The sequence below is a fragment of the Silicimonas algicola genome (assembly GCF_003148765.1).
GTDB classification, from domain to species: domain Bacteria; phylum Pseudomonadota; class Alphaproteobacteria; order Rhodobacterales; family Rhodobacteraceae; genus Silicimonas; species Silicimonas algicola.
Genome location: NZ_QGGV01000002.1, coordinates 564946 through 580324, shown reverse-complemented (window position 1 = coordinate 580324; position 15379 = coordinate 564946). Strand labels below are relative to the sequence as shown.

Sequence of the window (15379 nt, the reverse complement as noted above, 5' to 3'; positions counted from 1 at the left end):
CCTAGTCGAAGCTCTCGGGGATCTCGGACTTCCGTCGCGCGACATAGGCGTCGAGCGCTTCGGCGACGCCCTGGTCCAGCGCGGGTGCCTGATATTCGGACAGCATCCGCGCGACCTTGGCCGTGGCCAGGGCCTCGGTGTCCCGCGCACCTTCCTCGGCCCAGGTCTCGAACGGCTTGTAGTCGAAGACGCCGGTCCGCCAGAAGGCAGTCTGGAAATTGGCCTGGGTATGGGCGCAGCCAAGGTAGTGACCGCCCGGTCCGACCTCGCGGATGGCGTCCATAGCCTGAGCGTTCTCGGACACGTCGACGCCGCCTGCGAGCCCGTGGAGGATGCCGAGCTGATCGGCGTCCATCACGAATTTCTCGTAGCTGGAAACCAGTCCGCCCTCCAGCCATCCGGCCGCGTGAAGCATGAAGTTGACGCCTGAAAGAAGACCGACGTTCAGCGAGTTGGCGGATTCGTAAGCGGCCTGCGCGTCGGGCAACTTGGAGCCGCAGAAGGCGCCCGCCGAGCGGTAGGGCAGCCCCAGGCGACGGGCAAGCTGGCCCATGCCGAAGGTGATCTGCGCGGCTTCGGGCGTGCCGAAGGTGGGGGCGCCCGAGTTCATGTCGATCGAGGTCACGAAGGCGCCCGCGATTACGGGTGCGCCCTTGCGGACAAGCTGGGAATAACCGACGCCGACCATGACCTCGGCCAGCACCTGCGTCAGCGTGCCTGCGACGGACACCGGCGACATGGCGCCGCCCACGATGAAGGGCGACACGATGGCGGCCTGATTCGCCGCGGCATAGGTTTCGAGCGCGCCCATCATCGTGCCGTCGAAGGTCAGCGGCGAGTTGATGTTGACGAGCGACGTCATCACCGTGTTCTGCGCCACGAAATCCTCGCCGAAGAGGACACCGGCCATCTCGACCGAATCCTTCGCCCGCGACGGCTCGGTGACCGAGCCCATGAAAGGCTTGTCCGACAGCGTCATGTGGGCGTGGAGCATGTCGAGGTGACGGACGTGGACGGGCACGTCGGTCGGCTCGCAGACCGTGCCGCCCGAATGGTGCAGCCATTTCGACATGTAGGCGAGGCGGACAAAGTTGCGGAAGTCGGCGATGGTCGCATAGCGACGTCCGCCCGCGGCATCGCGGACGAAGGGCGGGCCGTAGACCGGGGCGAGGACGAGGTTCGGGCCGCCGACCTCGACGTTGCGTTCGGGGTTTCTGGCGTGCTGCGTGAAGCGGGCGGGTGCGGTCTTGCACAGTTCCCGCGCAAGGCCCTTGGGAAGGCGCACACGGTCGTCCTGGACGTCAGCGCCGGCGTCGCGCCAGCGCGCGAGCGCCTCCGGGTTGTCCGAGAAGACGACGCCGATCTCTTCCAGCACCGTTTCGGCGTTGGCCTCGATGATCTCGATCGCCTCAGGGTGAAGGATGTCGAGGTTGGGGATGCGGCGCTCGATGAAGCGCGCGGCCTCGTGCCGGATCTGGGTGCGTTCGGCGCGGCGCGCCGCTCCCCCGCCCGTACCGCGGCGGCGTTTCTGGCTGTTGTCGTCCATGGGTCGGCTCCGGATCTCGACGTCTGTTCCAGTCATAGGCCCGAGACGGCCCGCCGCGGACGATGTTTCCGCCGCTCTGCGACTGAAAACGACATCCTGTGCGACGGGCCGCTTCGTCCGGAGGGAGCGGCTCCGGACGAAGGGTGGGTCAGGTCAGGCGGCCTGACGGTTCAAGGTGCCTTCGGCGAGCTTGGTCAGCTTCTCGTCCGCGGCGTATTCCTGGTCGAGATTGGCCTGGAGAAGCTGTCCGACCTCCTTGGGAAGGCCGAGCGTCTTGCACCACGACACCATCGTGCCGTAGCGCGTGATCTCGTAGTGCTCGACGGCCTGAGCGGCGGCGATCATGCCGGCGTCACGGGTATCGCCGTCTTCGGCCTCGTCCATGATCTCCTTGCCTTCCTCGAGGATGCCCTCGATTGCGGCGCAGGTGACGCCGCGGGCCTTCATGCCAAGGTGCTCGAAGATCTTCTCGAGGTTCTCGATCTGGGTGTTGGTCTCTTCGAGATGGCTTTCGAAGGCCTCCTTCAACTCGGCGCTGTCGGCCTTGCGCGCCATCTTGGGCAGGGTCTTCTTCACCTGCTTCTCGGCGTAGTAGATGTCCTTCAGGAAGTGCTTGAACAGCCCGTCAAGGTCCTTCATGTCGTGTCCTCCGGTCGTGTTTGAGTGTGCCGTGTGCGTATGAAGTCGGAACGCGACGACCGCCGGGCGGTTCCGCCTTTTCCACAGGCGTCGGACACTCTCACATCGCCCGGCGGCGTCCTGCCGGGGACCCTGCCCTTGCACGGCGCGCGGACGCGCCGTAAGCCAGCCCCATGACCCAGCACGCGACCGAACATCAGCGCCTTCTCATCGTCGACTTCGGCAGCCAGGTGACGCAGCTCATCGCGCGGCGGCTGCGCGAGCTGAACGTCTATTGCGAGATCCATCCCTATCAGAACGTGACCGACGCCTTCCTCGCGGATTTCGCGCCGAAGGCCGTCATCTTCTCGGGCGGACCCGATTCCGTGGTGCGCGAGGGCTCGCCGCGTCCCCCCGCCTCGGTTTACGAGCTGGGCGTTCCGATCCTGGGCATCTGCTACGGCCAGCAGGCGATGATGCAGGACCTGGGAGGTCGGGTCGAAGGCGGCAAGATCTCGGGCGGCGGAGGGACTGCTGAGTTCGGCCGCGCCTGGGTCGAGCCGAAAGGATCGCTGCCGCTTCTCGAGGGCTGGTTCCATACCGGCCGCGAGCAGGTCTGGATGAGCCACGGTGACCACGTCTCGCAACTGGCGCCCGGCTTCGAGGTCTATGGCACCTCGCCCAATGCGCCCTTCGCCGTGACCGCCGACACGGAGCGGCACTTCTACGCGGTGCAGTTTCATCCTGAGGTGCATCACACCCCTCGCGGCGCGCGACTGTACGAGAATTTCGTGCGCCTCGCGGGCTTCACCGGCGACTGGACGATGGCCAGCTACCGCGACGAGGCGATCCGCATCATCCGCGAGCAGGTCGGCGACCGGCGCGTGATCTGCGGGCTGTCGGGCGGCGTCGATTCCTCGGTCGCGGCGGTGCTGATCCACGAGGCGATCGGCGACCAATTGACCTGCGTCTTCGTCGACCACGGGCTTCTGCGGCTGAACGAAGCCGACGAAGTCGTGACCATGTTCCGCGACAACTACAACATCCCGCTGATCCACGCCGACGAGAGCGAGCTGTTCCTCAGCGCGCTCGAGGGCGTGTCCGACCCCGAGCTGAAGCGGAAGACCATCGGCCGGCTCTTCATCGACGTTTTCCAGAAGCACGCGAACGAGATCGACGGCGCCGAATTCCTGGCCCAGGGCACTCTCTATCCCGACGTGATCGAAAGTGTCAGCTTCTCGGGCGGCCCCTCGGTCACGATCAAGTCGCACCATAACGTGGGCGGCCTGCCCGAGAAGATGGGCCTGAAGCTTGTCGAACCCTTGCGCGAGCTCTTCAAGGACGAGGTCCGCGCTCTGGGGCGCGAGTTGGGCCTGCCGCCGTCCTTCATCGGCCGGCACCCCTTCCCCGGCCCGGGCCTCGCGATCCGCTGTCCGGGCGAGATCACGCGGGAGAAGCTGGACATCCTGCGGAAGGCCGACGCCGTCTTCATCGACCAGATCCGGCGACACAACCTTTACGACGACATCTGGCAGGCCTTCGTGGCGATCCTGCCCGTCCGCACCGTGGGCGTGATGGGCGACGGCCGGACCTATGACTTCGCCTGCGCGCTGCGGGCGGTCACCAGCGTCGACGGCATGACGGCGGACTACTATCCCTTCAGCCACGACTTCCTGGGCGAGACGGCGACGCGCATCATCAACGAGGTCGGCGGCATCAACCGCGTGACCTACGACATCACCTCGAAGCCCCCCGGGACCATCGAGTGGGAATGAGGACGACGCCATGACGCTCCACCTGACCGGACGGCTGATCTGCCGCGACGAGGCCGAAGCCGGGATCGTGCGGGCTCACCTGGCCGAGCATGTGCGGCTGACGCGGGACGAGCCGGGGTGTATATCGTTCGAGGTCGCTCAGGACGACGATCCTCTTGTCTGGACCGTGACGGAGGCTTTCGCCGACCGGACCGCCTTCGAGGCGCATCAGGCGCGCACGCGGGGAAGTGTCTGGGGCACGGCGACGACAGGGATTCAACGGGACTTCTCGATCCGCGAGGACTGACGTCGGAGGAATCCTGTGGGCCGAACGGCCATTATCGGCCAGAATGGCGTCAGGGGCAGTGCGGGATGACGACATGGGCTTGATTCGATGGATTTTCTCGATCGCGGTGCTGGCGATGTGGCTGGCGCTTATCGGGACGGGGCTCTACGTGGCGATGTACCATGCGCCCGAGACGCCCGAGGGGCAGGCCATCGTCGTCCTCGGTCATGGCATGGATGAGGCCGGCACCGCCCTCTCGCCCGAAAGCGAGGCACGGCTCGCCAAGGGCATCGAGCTCTACGGGGCCGGCAAGGCGCCGCTTCTGGTCCTGACGGGGGGCGGCACACCGCCCGTGGCGCGCGCGATGGAGACGGTGGCCTTGGCAGCCGGTGTCCCGCAGGACGCCATGGTCGTCGAGGACGCCTCGCTCTCGACGTTGCAGAACGCGCTTTTCACCGCAGACATCGAACGGCTGGCGCATGACCGGCCCATCCTTCTCGTCACGAACCGCTATCACCTGCCGCGCGCGAACGCCTCGTTCCGCTGGGCGGGCTTCGAGGACGTGCGCAACGTCGCCGCAGACCCCGAGGGCGGCTTCGCCATCACCGAGGGTCTTCTGTGGGAAGCGGTGAAATGGCCCTGGAACGCCCTTCGCGCCGCGGCGGCGAGCGCGTCCGAAGCGGCGAACGTGCCGCGCGAAAGCTACATCAAGTACCTCGAATGACCGACTCCTCACGGCCGCTGGTGGCAGCGGCCTGGATGAGCGGCGCGGTCGTGTCGTTCTCGTCGATGGCCGTCGCCGGGCGGCAACTCTCGGGCGAGTTGGACAGCTTCGAGATGATGATGTACCGGTCGTTCATCGGGCTCTTCATCGTGCTTGCCGTGGGGACCGCGACGGGCAAGCTGCGCGAGGTGCGCTTCGACCGCCTGCGGCTTCACCTCCTGCGCAACCTCGCCCACTTCACCGGCCAGAACCTGTGGTTTTCGGCCCTGCCGCTCATCACGCTGGCGCAGGTCTTCGCGCTCGAGTTCACCTCGCCCATCTGGGTCGTGGTCTTCGCCGTCCTCTTCGCGGGCGAAAGCCTGACGCGGTCGCGCGGCCTCGCCGTGCTTCTGGGCTTTGCGGGAGCGCTTCTGGTCGCGCGACCGGGCGTCGGAGGAGATGCGCTTGGCCTCGCCTTCGCCGCGGCTTCGGCGATCTGTTTTGCCGGGTCCATCGTGACGACGCGGATGCTGACGCGGAGCGAGACGATCCTCGGCGTCCTCTTCTGGCTGACCGTCATGCAGGCGGTCATGGGCATCGTCGCGGTCGGATGGGACGGCGACGTGGCTTGGCCGCGGGCGTCGTCCTGGCCTCTCGTCATCCTGATCGGCTGCGCCGGCCTTCTGGCGCATACCTGCGTGACGAACGCGCTTGCCGTGGCGCCCGCCATCGTGGTGACGCCGATGGACTTCGTGCGCCTGCCCGCCATCGCCATCGTGGGCGCCCTCTTCTACGGCGAGGCGCTGGACCTCTGGGTCCTTCTCGGCGCGCTGATGATCTTCACGGGCAACTGGTTCAACCTGTTTGCGCAGACACGGCGGTAGGGAATTCGTGACGCTGCGTTACGCCCTTAGGCTGACGCATCGTCAAGAATTGACCGCGGCCTACTATCCTTCCGAATATCAACCCGAGGTTTCAATGAAGACCGGGAGGAGGATCATGAAACACCTTGCGAGCACGACGGCCCTGATCGTCGTCACCGCCGTCCCGGCCTTTGCGGCCGGCGTCGAGCGCAACAACCAATCCGTCGCCGTGCTGTTCGAGCAGGGGCGCTATCTGGAGTTCGGGGGCACCTTCGGAAGCCCTGACGTCTCGGGTGTCGGAAGCCCCACCTCGCCCACGCCGGGCGCGTCCTCGGGCGACATGACCGAGAGCTACTTCTCGTTCGGCGCGGCCTACAAGGCGGACCTGAACGACACATGGTCCTATGCGGTGATCTTCAACCAGCCCTACGGCGCCGACGTGGCCTACCCGACCGGAACCGGCTATTTCGCGCAAGGCTCCACGGCGACGCTCGACACCAACGCGCTGACCGGGATCATCCAGTACAACATGCCGTCGAACGTCAGCCTCTATGCGGGCGTGCGCGGCCAGACCCTGTCGGCCGAGGCGACCGTACCCTTCGTTGCCGACTACTCCGTGGTGGGCGACCGCGACCTGGCCTTCGGTTGGCTCGCCGGCGTCGCCTATGAAAAGCCCGAGTTGGCCCTGCGCGTCTCGCTGACCTACAACTCCGAGATCGAGCATTCGCTCGACACCGAGGAGACCTCGCTGGCCGGCTCCGGTCCGTCGACGACCGAGATCACGGCGCCGCAGTCGCTGCACCTCGAGTTCCAGTCGGGCGTTGCCGAGGACACGCTGGTCTTCGGCTCGGTCAAGTGGGTCGACTGGACCGAATTCGCCATCGCGCCCGCGATCTATACCGGCGCTCTCGTCGGTGCGCCGCTGGTCAGCTATGCCGACGACCGGACGACATTCACGCTTGGTGTCGGACGCCGCCTCAGCGACGTCTGGTCGGTCGCGGCCTCGGTCAGCTACGAGGACCACACAGGCAGCCTGACGGGCAACCTCGGGCCAACGGACGGCCAGCTCGGCGCGACGCTCGGCGCCACCTACACGCGCGGCAACATGAAGCTAACTGGCGGCGTCAGCTACGTCGACGTCGGTGACGCGCGCACCAACGTGGGCGGTGCGGTCGGCGGCATCTTCGACGACAACACTGCCTGGGGCGCGGGCCTGAAGGTCGGCTACACCTTCTGATCGGGTCGCGGCGCGATCATCGGACGGCCCTCCTCGCGGGGGCCGTCTTCATTTCGCAGGTTCCGGGTCGCCTGCTTGTCTGCCGCGCGATAGATCGCGGCGCATGGCACAGACCGACATCACCGCCGCGACCTGGGGCAGGCTCTCCCTCCTCGCCCTGATCTGGGGCGGCTCGTTCCTTTCGGTGCGCGTGGCGCTCGACGAAATCGGGGTACCTTCCGTCGTGGCGCACCGGGTGCTGTGGGGCGCCCTTGCGCTTTGGGCGGTGGTGCTGGCGCGCCGCCTGCCCCTGCCGCGCGACGCGCGCGTCTGGGGCGCGCTTCTGGTCATGGGCTGCCTCAACAACGCCATTCCCTTCACCCTTCTCGCCTGGGGCCAGCTCTATATCGAGACCGGCCTGACCGCGATCCTGAATGCCGCAACGGCGCTTTGGGGCGTCCTCGTCGCGGCGGCGGTGTTTGCGGACGAACGGCTGACACCGGCGCGGCTTGCGGGCGTCCTTATCGGTTTCGGGGGCGTGGTGACGGCCATTGGTCCCGCAGCACTTTCCGCCTTCGACCCGCGGTCACTGGCGCAACTCGCGGTGATCGGTGCGACGGTAAGCTATGCCCTCGCCGGAAGCTGGGCACGGGCCCAACTCTCGGGATTGTCGCCCCTCTTCAGCGCGGCAGGGATGCTGACGGGCGGGGCGCTGATCCTTCTGCCGCTCGCCTGGATGGTCGATGGTCCCCTGCCCCTCGACTTGCGCCCCGAGACCTGGATCGCCGTCGCCTATGTTTCCCTTGCCGCGACGGCACTGGCCTATCTCCTCTACTACCGTATCCTTGCCGCAGCCGGCGCGGGCACGCTGATGCTCGTCACCCTGATGATCCCGCCCGTGGCGATCCTCCTCGGCGCGGCGGTCAGGGACGAGGCGCTGGAGCCGCGCGCCTTCGCGGGCTTCGCGCTGATCGCCCTCGGTCTCGCCGTCCTCGACGGGCGGGCCGGCCACGCCCTGACAAAATCCCGCCGCGCCTGATTGACCGGCCCCGGCCCGCGCCGTAACCCTCGGGCCGGTCACACGGGACGTTCACACAGGTCGGCGGGAATGATCTACGACAGCGGCGAGGCCTGGCGGACGACGCGCGAAAAGCGCGTCATGCTCTTCGGCATGTCGGGCCTGGGCAAGACGCATGTCTCGTCGATGCTGCGCGACGCGGGCAACTGGTTCCACTACTCGGTCGATTACCGCATCGGCACCCGCTACATGGGCGAGCACATCGCCGACAACTTCAAGCGAGAGGCGATGAAGGTCCCGCTTCTACGCGAGCTTCTGATGACGGACTCGGTCCACATCGGCTCGAACATCACCTTCGACAACCTCGCCCCCCTTTCGACCTACCTCGGCAAGCCCGGCGATCCCGCGAAGGGCGGTCTGCCGTGGGAGGAATACCTCCGCCGTCAGGACCAGCACCGCGCGGCCGAGACGGCGGCGATGCTCGACACCGCGCATTTCATCCGCAGGGCGGGCGAGCTTTACGGCTACGACCATTTCGTCTGCGACACGTCCGGCTCTGTCTGCGAGATCGTCGATCCCTCCGATCCCGCCGACCCGGTCCTGTCCGCGCTGTCTGACACGCTCCTGATGATCTGGATCGAAGGCTCGGACGCCCACACGCAGGAGCTTGTCCGCCGTTTCGACCGGGCGCCGAAGCCGATGTGCTACCAGCGCGAGTTCCTCGACGCGGCCTGGGCGGCCTATCTCGCCGAGACCGGCCTCGCGCTCGAGGCCGTCGACCCCGACGCCTTCGTGCGCTGGACCTACGCCCGCGCGCTGGCGCACCGCCAGCCACGCTATCGCGCCATCGCAGACAATTGGGGCCTGACACTCAAGGCCGACGATGTGGCGCGGATCGAGACCGAAGCCGACTTCGTCGACCTCGTCGCCCGCGCCTTTCCGGCCTGACGCTTCATCTTGCCGGAAATACGCAAACCACGCCCGACGGGCGCGGATCGGCCAGAGGCTTGAGGCCTCTGCCCCTTCCGGGTATCGCTATCCTCCGGACCGGAGACCCCAGATGCCTATCAAGCTGCCCTCGACCCTGCCCGCCTACGACGTGCTTTCGCGCGAAGGCGTCATGGTGATGGACGAGGAGCTGGCGCAGCATCAGGACATCCGGCCGCTGAAGATCGGTCTTCTGAACCTGATGCCGAAGAAGATCCAGACCGAGAACCAGTTCGCCCGGCTGATCGGCGCGACGCCTCTGCAGATCGATTTCCGCCTCATCCGCATGTCCGAGCACGAGACAAAGAACACGGCGGCCGAGCACATGGAGGCCTTCTATCGCCCGTTCCAGGAGGTGAAGCACGAGACCTTCGACGGCCTCGTCATCACGGGCGCGCCGATCGAACACCTGCCCTTCGAGCAGGTCACCTACTGGGACGAGCTGACCGAGGTGATGGACTGGACCCAGACCAACGTGCATTCGACCTTCGGCGTCTGCTGGGGCGGCATGGCGATGGCCTGGCATTTCCACGGGGTCGAGAAGCACATGCTGCCGCACAAGGCCTTCGGCTGCTTCCGGCACCGCAACCTGGCGGCGACGCATCCGCTTCTGCGCGGCTTCTCGGACGATTTCGTGATGCCCGTGTCCCGCTGGACCGAGATGCGGCAGGAGGACATCGACGCGGCTCCCGGGCTGACGACGCTTCTGACCTCCGAGGTCACGGGCCCCTGCCTCGTCGACGATCCGGCGCACCGGGCGACCTACATCATCAACCACCTCGAATACGACTCCGGCACGCTGAAGGAGGAGTACGACCGCGACGTGGCGAACGGCACGCCGATCAACGTGCCCGACAACTACTATCCCGGCGACGACCCCTCGCAGCCGCCGCTGAACCGCTGGCGCAGCCATGCGCATCTGCTCTACGGCAACTGGATCAACGAGATCTACCTGACGACGCCCTTCGACACGCGGCTCATCGGGCGCTCCTCGACAGACCTGCGGCGCTGAGCGGGCGGAGGGTCGGGAGGGTGCTGACGACCGGCCTTGTCGCCCTCGCCGTCCTCATCGGCTTCGGGCTGTGGATCGACCGGAAGGCCGACCTGAACGAGGCACGGAGCGAGGCGCGGTTCCCCCCGCAGGGGAGCTTCGTGACGGTGAACGGGCGCGACGTGCATGTCGTCGTCAAGGGCAAGGGGCCGGACCTTGTCCTGATCCACGGCGCGGGCGGGAATTCGCGCGATTTCACCTTCCGTTTCATGGACCGGCTGACCGACCGCTACCGCGTATTCGCCGTCGACCGCCCGGGACTGGGCTACAGCGAACCCCTCCTCCCAATCAGCGCCTTCGGCGGTCGCGCCGCCACGCCCCGCGAGCAGGCGCGGCAGCTTGCCGACGCGGTCGCGCAGCTTGGCGCCGACCGGCCGATCGTCCTCGGCCATTCCTACGGCGGAGCGGTCGCGATGGCCTGGGCTCTCGAGCGTGACGTCTCGGGACTTGTCATCGTCTCCGGCGTGGCCATGCCGTGGCCGGGACCGCTCAGGCTCTATTACCGCTTTTTCGGGTCGCCCCTGGGTGGCGCGCTTGGTGCGCCTCTCGTCTCGGCCTTGTGGGGTCCGGACCGTCTGGACGCCTCGGTCGCGGGCATCTTCGCGCCCCGTCCGACACCCTCCGGCTATGTCCAGGGCGCGGGCGTGTCGCTGGCGACGCGCACCGGGCACTTCAGCGCCAGCGCGCGGCAGGTGCGGGAGTTGAGGCCCCAGATCGTCGAGCAAAGCGCCGATTACGGCCGCATCGAGGTGCCGGTCGAGCTGGTCCACGGGGTAGAAGACGACACCGTCCCCGCCGATGTCCATGCGATCCCGCTGTCGCGGATCCTGCCGGATGTCAGCCTCACCCTCCTCGACGGCGAGGGGCACGCGCCGCATCACACGGACCCCGACGCCGTGGTGCAAGCCATCGACCGGGTGGCCGCCCGCGTCGGATTGCGCTGACCCGACCGCCTGCTAAGGTGGCGAAAAGTGAAAGCGCATCACATGACCACCCTCCCTTTCGACGGCGAGATCTCCCGCTATTTCCGCGAGGAGGCGCCCGCCGAGGTCCGCGAGGCGATCGAGACCGCGGACAAGGACGACATCCTCTCGGACGACTATCCCTACGACGAAGAGATCAAGAGCAAAGACTACGACAGGGAGATGGAGGCGCTCCAGCTCGAACTCGTCCGGCTCCAGGCCGATGTGAAGGAGACGGGCAAGCGCATGGTCGTCGTCTTCGAGGGCCGGGACGCTGCCGGAAAAGGCGGCACGATCAAGCGGTTCCGGGAGAACATGAACCCACGCGTCGTGCGCATCGTGGCCCTGTCGAAGCCGACCGAGACGGAAGCCGGCCAATGGTACTTCCAGCGTTACATCGAGGAGATGCCGACGGCGGGCGAGATCGTGATCTTCGACCGCTCGTGGTACAACCGCGGCGTCGTCGAGCATGTCTTCGGTTTCTGCACGCCAAAAGAGCGCGAGAAGTTCTTCGCGCAAGTCCCTGATTTCGAACGGATGCTGGTCGACGAGGGCATTCACCTCGTCAAGCTCTGGCTGAATGTCGGACGGGCCGAGCAGCTCAAGCGGTTCCTGCAACGCGAGGCCGATCCCCTGAAGCAGTGGAAGGTGTCCTGGATCGACGTCGAGGGATTGAAGAAGTGGGACGCCTATTCCGATGCGATCCGCGAAACGCTGGAGCGGACGCACAGCGATTATGCCCCCTGGACCGTGGTGCGGTCCGACGACAAGGAACGCGCACGCCTCGCCGCGATCCGAACCGTGCTGCGCGACATCGACTATGCCGGGAAGGGCCGGATCGAGGTGCCCGACCCGAAGATTGCGGGTGGGCCGGACATCTGGAATGCCTAAGCAGGGCTACCACCACGGCAACCTCCGGCAGGCGCTGGTCGATGCCGCGCTCGAACTGATCGAGGAGAAGGGCCCGACGGGCTTCACTCTGTCCGAGGCGGCGAAGCAGGCGGGTGTCACGCCTGCGGCCGTCTACCGCCACTTCGAGGGCCGCGAGGACCTGATCGCCGAGGCCGCGCGACAGGGGTTCGAGATCTTCGCCGACCTGATGGACTATGCCTACGAGACGGGCCAGCCGTCCTCGCTGGCCGCGTTCGAGGCGACGGGGCGCGCCTATCTGGCCTTCGCGCGGCGGTATCCGGGGCACTACGTCGCGATGTTCGAGTCGGGCATTCCCGTGAACCGGACGCCCGAGCTCGCCGAGGTCGCGGCCCGCGCGCATGGCGTGCTCGAGCGCGCCGCCCGGACACTGGCCGAACAGATCCCTGTTGAAAGAAGACCGCCGCCGCAGATGTTCTCGGCGCATATCTGGGCTATGTCCCACGGGGTGGTCGAACTGTTCGCGCGCGGTTCGCCCGGGACAAGGTCGCCGTTTCCGCCCGAGGATCTTCTCGAAACCGGGATCGGTATCTATCTGAGAGGTCTCGGGTTGATCGAGAAGGATACGTGACGCCATGCAAAAGCGCTGCGGGACTTCGCCGCAATTCGGCCCGGTTCTCGCGACAGCTTCACCGATGACGGAAAGGACGATCAGATGACTGACAGTTTCCTCCCCCTCGGCCTCCTCGGCGGCCTTCTGGCTCTTGGCCTCGCGCTTGCGGCCAAGGCCCGGCCGAAGCGGGTGCACGTCCCCGTGCGGTCGGAAACGCCGCGTCGCTGACCCTTTCGGGGCGCGACGGGCGTGCATATCTGAGCCGTATGGACGACTTCGATTTTCCAAGGCTTCTCTACCTCGTCATTCTCGGCGCGGCCGTGATCGGCTGGCTTCTGGCCGAGAACCGCCAGAACCTGGGCAGCACGCTGCGGATGGCGCTGGCCTGGGTGCTGATCTTCGTGGGCGCCATCGCGGGTTACGGCTTGTGGCAGGATGTCCGGCAGGAGATCGCGCCGCGGCAGGCGGTCCTCGAGGACGGCGCGCGGATCGCGGTGCCGCAGGGGCCCTCCGGCCATTACCACCTGACGGCGGAGGTGAACGGAACGCCGATCCGCTTTCTCGTCGATACCGGCGCGTCGGACATGGTCCTGACGCTGGAAGACGCGCGACGCGCGGGCCTGGCAGTCGAGAATCTTGCCTTCGTGGGCTCGGCGCGCACCGCGAACGGGGTGGTCAGCACCGCCTCTGCCGTGCTCGATGAGATCGCCATCGGACCCTTGTCCTTCGACCGGGTGCGCGTCTCGGTCAACGGCGGCGAGATGTCGGACAGCCTGATGGGGATGAGCTTTCTGCGCCGCTTCGGGCGCATCGAGATCGCTAACGGCGCGTTGATCCTCGAACCCTAGGTGCCGCTTTCGGCCTTCTTGATCCAGCGTCCGCTGTCCTCGGCCCAATAGTATGCCGCAACGCCCGCCTCGGTCAGGGTGCGCCACTGGGCGCGTGCCGTCTGGACGGCGGCGGCGTCGGCACCTTCAAAGAGGATGCAGACCCTCTCGGCCCCCTTCACCTCGTCCGGCGCGACGTCCGCGCCGCCGACGCTCATCACGCAGGATCGACGGTCGGACGCTGGCGCCACCGTCAGGAGAACGGGCTGGTCGGCGTCATGCGGCCCGCCATCGAGCCCGTGGGGCAGAAAGCCCTCGACCGCCCAAAGCTGTCGGTCGAGCCTATCCATCGCCTCGCGCTCGCGGCCCCGGACCTCGACCCGCCAGCCCTGCTCGAGCGCCTTCGCCAGCAGGACCGGGAGGGTCGATTCCAGCGGGCGCTCGGTCAGGTGATAGAAATAAGCCTGCCCCATCACTCCTCCGCGCCGTCGGTCTCCTCGGGGGCGGGCTCGGGCTGCGGTTCCGGCTTCGGCTCGTAGCGGTCGCGGACGAGCCGGTCGAGCGCCAGGACGCCCCAGCCGGTGGCGCCCTTGGGCGCGAGCGTCGTCGATGTCTTGAGGCTCGCCACACCCGCGATATCGAGGTGGATCCAGGGAGTGCCGTCCTTGACGAAGCGGGCGAGGAACTGCGCGGCCGTGATCGAACCCGCCGGCCGGCCGCCGGTGTTTTTCATGTCGGCCACGCGGCTCTTGATCTGCTCGTCGTAGCCTTTGCCCAAAGGCATCCGCCAGGCGCCCTCGCCCTCGGCTTCGGCTGCGTTGAGGAAGGCTTTCGCCAGCGCGTCGTCGTTGGAATAGACGCCCGCCATCTCGTGCCCGAGCGCGATGATGACAGCACCCGTCAGCGTGGCGAGGTCGATCATCGCGGTGGGTTCGAAACGGTCCTGCACGTACCACATGATGTCGCAGAGAACGAGGCGGCCCTCGGCGTCGGTGTTCACGACCTCGACCGTGTCGCCCTTCATCGAGACGACCACGTCGCCCGGCCGCTGTGCCTTGCCGTCGGGCATGTTCTCGACGAGGCCCACGATGGCCACCACGTTAGCGCGGGCCTTGCGCAGCGCCAGCGCCCGCATGACGCCGGCGACGGTGCCTGCGCCGCCCATGTCCATCGTCATGTCCTCCATGCCGACAGCGGGCTTGATCGAGATGCCGCCCGAGTCGAAGACGACGCCCTTGCCGACAAGGGCGAGGGGCTTTTCGTCGCCGCCGCCGCTCCACGTCATCACGACGACCTTCGAAGGACTTTCGGACCCCTGCCCCACGGCCAAAAGCGTCCGCATCCCGAGCTTGTCGAGATCCGCCTCCTCCAGCACTTCGACCTTCACGCCGAGCTTCGCCAGGCCCTTCAGCCTCTCGGCGAATTCTGTGGTGGTCAGGATGTTCGAGGGTTCGTTGACGAGATCCCGTGTGAAATAGACGCCCTCGGCCAGCGCGGCCTGAGCGCGCGCGCTGTCCTGTGCAGCCTCGGAAGCGCCCATGACCGTCAGAGTTCCGTGCGCGTCAGCCTTCTTCGACAGGTAGGCGTCGAAGGCGTAGCACCGCAAAAGCGCCGCGAGGACGACGTCGTCCAGACCACGAAGCCCGCCGCCAAGGACGAGCGCGCCCTTGGGACCGAGAGCCGCGCCAATGGCGGCGCCTGCCTTCCGCGCGGCCTCGCCCTTTGTCTTGCGGTCGAGCCGGATCACCTGCACCGCTTCGGCAGCGAGGCCGGAAGGCCAGGACATGAGATGCGCGCTGCCGTCCTTCATCTTGCCGAAAGCCTCGCTCTCGGCGAAGCGCTTCAGAGCGCCGCGCGTCAGCTTGTCGATCCGCCGCCCGAACTTGTCGAGCGTCCCGTCCTCGGGGACGAAAACGACGATGCGCCCTTCGGTGTCCGCGATGCGGTCGAGGTCGGCGTCGGTGAAATCGAGCTGCGGCAGGTCGGTCATGGAATCCTCGGACTGGGGTGGAGCCCCATTGCTAGACGCCCTTTTCCGGGCTGACCAGCGCCGATGCCGCGTCTA

Annotated in this window: 17 protein-coding genes; 13 read left to right on the top strand and 4 right to left on the bottom strand. The window is 67.1% G+C overall.

Translation table 11 applies throughout. The features are described 5' to 3' along the window. Position 1: 1 nt before the first annotated feature. Positions 2 to 1546, bottom strand: a complete 1545-nt coding sequence (locus C8D95_RS07215; RefSeq protein WP_109758477.1) for a trimethylamine methyltransferase family protein — start codon at positions 1544 to 1546, stop codon at positions 2 to 4. 153 nt (positions 1547 to 1699) lie between these two features. Continuing rightward, on the bottom strand, positions 1700 to 2185 hold the full coding sequence (locus tag C8D95_RS07210) for a YciE/YciF ferroxidase family protein (RefSeq protein WP_109758476.1): 486 nt from the start codon (positions 2183 to 2185) through the stop codon (positions 1700 to 1702). A gap of 173 nt (positions 2186 to 2358) precedes the next feature. Between C8D95_RS07210 and guaA the strand changes: the two genes are divergently transcribed. The 13 genes from guaA to C8D95_RS07150 all read left to right on the top strand — a co-directional run bounded on the left by guaA (position 2359) and on the right by C8D95_RS07150 (position 13335). Beyond that, positions 2359 to 3939, top strand: a complete 1581-nt coding sequence (gene guaA, locus C8D95_RS07205) for a glutamine-hydrolyzing GMP synthase (protein WP_109758475.1) — start codon at positions 2359 to 2361, stop codon at positions 3937 to 3939. 10 nt (positions 3940 to 3949) lie between these two features. After that, positions 3950 to 4225 (top strand): putative quinol monooxygenase, encoded by a 276-nt coding sequence (locus tag C8D95_RS07200; RefSeq protein ID WP_109758474.1) that lies wholly within the window; start codon positions 3950 to 3952, stop codon positions 4223 to 4225. A gap of 73 nt (positions 4226 to 4298) precedes the next feature. Next, a complete protein-coding gene (locus C8D95_RS07195; protein ID WP_164721671.1) occupies positions 4299 to 4928 on the top strand; it encodes a YdcF family protein in 630 nt (209 codons plus the stop codon). Then, positions 4925 to 5791, top strand: a complete 867-nt coding sequence (locus C8D95_RS07190; protein ID WP_109758472.1) for a DMT family transporter — start codon at positions 4925 to 4927, stop codon at positions 5789 to 5791. The genes C8D95_RS07195 and C8D95_RS07190 overlap by 4 nt, the downstream gene beginning before the upstream one ends. A 115-nt stretch (positions 5792 to 5906) precedes the next feature. Further along, the gene (locus C8D95_RS07185) at positions 5907 to 7007 is read left to right on the top strand and encodes an OmpP1/FadL family transporter (RefSeq protein ID WP_109758471.1); all 1101 of its coding nucleotides are present in this window, start codon (positions 5907 to 5909) and stop codon (positions 7005 to 7007) included. A gap of 103 nt (positions 7008 to 7110) precedes the next feature. Continuing rightward, entirely contained in the window at positions 7111 to 8025 is a 915-nt protein-coding gene (locus C8D95_RS07180; RefSeq protein ID WP_109758470.1) for a DMT family transporter, read from the top strand. A 69-nt stretch (positions 8026 to 8094) separates the two neighbouring features. After that, entirely contained in the window at positions 8095 to 8952 is an 858-nt protein-coding gene (locus C8D95_RS07175; RefSeq protein ID WP_109758469.1) for an ATPase, read from the top strand. A 112-nt stretch (positions 8953 to 9064) separates the two neighbouring features. Continuing rightward, positions 9065 to 10003 (top strand): homoserine O-acetyltransferase MetA, encoded by a 939-nt coding sequence (metA, locus tag C8D95_RS07170; RefSeq protein WP_109758468.1) that lies wholly within the window; start codon positions 9065 to 9067, stop codon positions 10001 to 10003. 20 nt (positions 10004 to 10023) lie between these two features. Further along, positions 10024 to 10986 (top strand): alpha/beta fold hydrolase, encoded by a 963-nt coding sequence (locus tag C8D95_RS07165; RefSeq protein WP_109758467.1) that lies wholly within the window; start codon positions 10024 to 10026, stop codon positions 10984 to 10986. A 42-nt stretch (positions 10987 to 11028) separates the two neighbouring features. Then, a complete protein-coding gene (gene ppk2, locus C8D95_RS07160) occupies positions 11029 to 11895 on the top strand; it encodes a polyphosphate kinase 2 (RefSeq protein WP_109758466.1) in 867 nt (288 codons plus the stop codon). Continuing rightward, positions 11888 to 12505, top strand: a complete 618-nt coding sequence (locus tag C8D95_RS07155; protein WP_109758465.1) for a TetR/AcrR family transcriptional regulator — start codon at positions 11888 to 11890, stop codon at positions 12503 to 12505. The genes ppk2 and C8D95_RS07155 overlap by 8 nt, the downstream gene beginning before the upstream one ends. A gap of 84 nt (positions 12506 to 12589) precedes the next feature. After that, positions 12590 to 12715, top strand: coding sequence for a hypothetical protein (locus tag C8D95_RS22730; RefSeq protein WP_277601020.1), 126 nt, complete (start codon positions 12590 to 12592; stop codon positions 12713 to 12715). A gap of 38 nt (positions 12716 to 12753) precedes the next feature. After that, positions 12754 to 13335 carry a retropepsin-like aspartic protease family protein gene (locus tag C8D95_RS07150; protein WP_109758464.1) on the top strand — a complete coding sequence of 194 codons (582 nt, stop codon included), beginning with the start codon at positions 12754 to 12756 and terminating at the stop codon, positions 13333 to 13335. Here the strand turns inward: C8D95_RS07150 and C8D95_RS07145 are convergent. Both C8D95_RS07145 and C8D95_RS07140 read right to left on the bottom strand, forming a co-directional pair. Beyond that, positions 13332 to 13787 (bottom strand): DNA polymerase III subunit chi, encoded by a 456-nt coding sequence (locus C8D95_RS07145; protein ID WP_109758463.1) that lies wholly within the window; start codon positions 13785 to 13787, stop codon positions 13332 to 13334. The genes C8D95_RS07150 and C8D95_RS07145 overlap by 4 nt on opposite strands. After that, positions 13787 to 15304 (bottom strand): leucyl aminopeptidase, encoded by a 1518-nt coding sequence (locus C8D95_RS07140; RefSeq protein WP_109758462.1) that lies wholly within the window; start codon positions 15302 to 15304, stop codon positions 13787 to 13789. The genes C8D95_RS07145 and C8D95_RS07140 overlap by 1 nt, the downstream gene beginning before the upstream one ends. Positions 15305 to 15379: the final 75 nt, after the last annotated feature.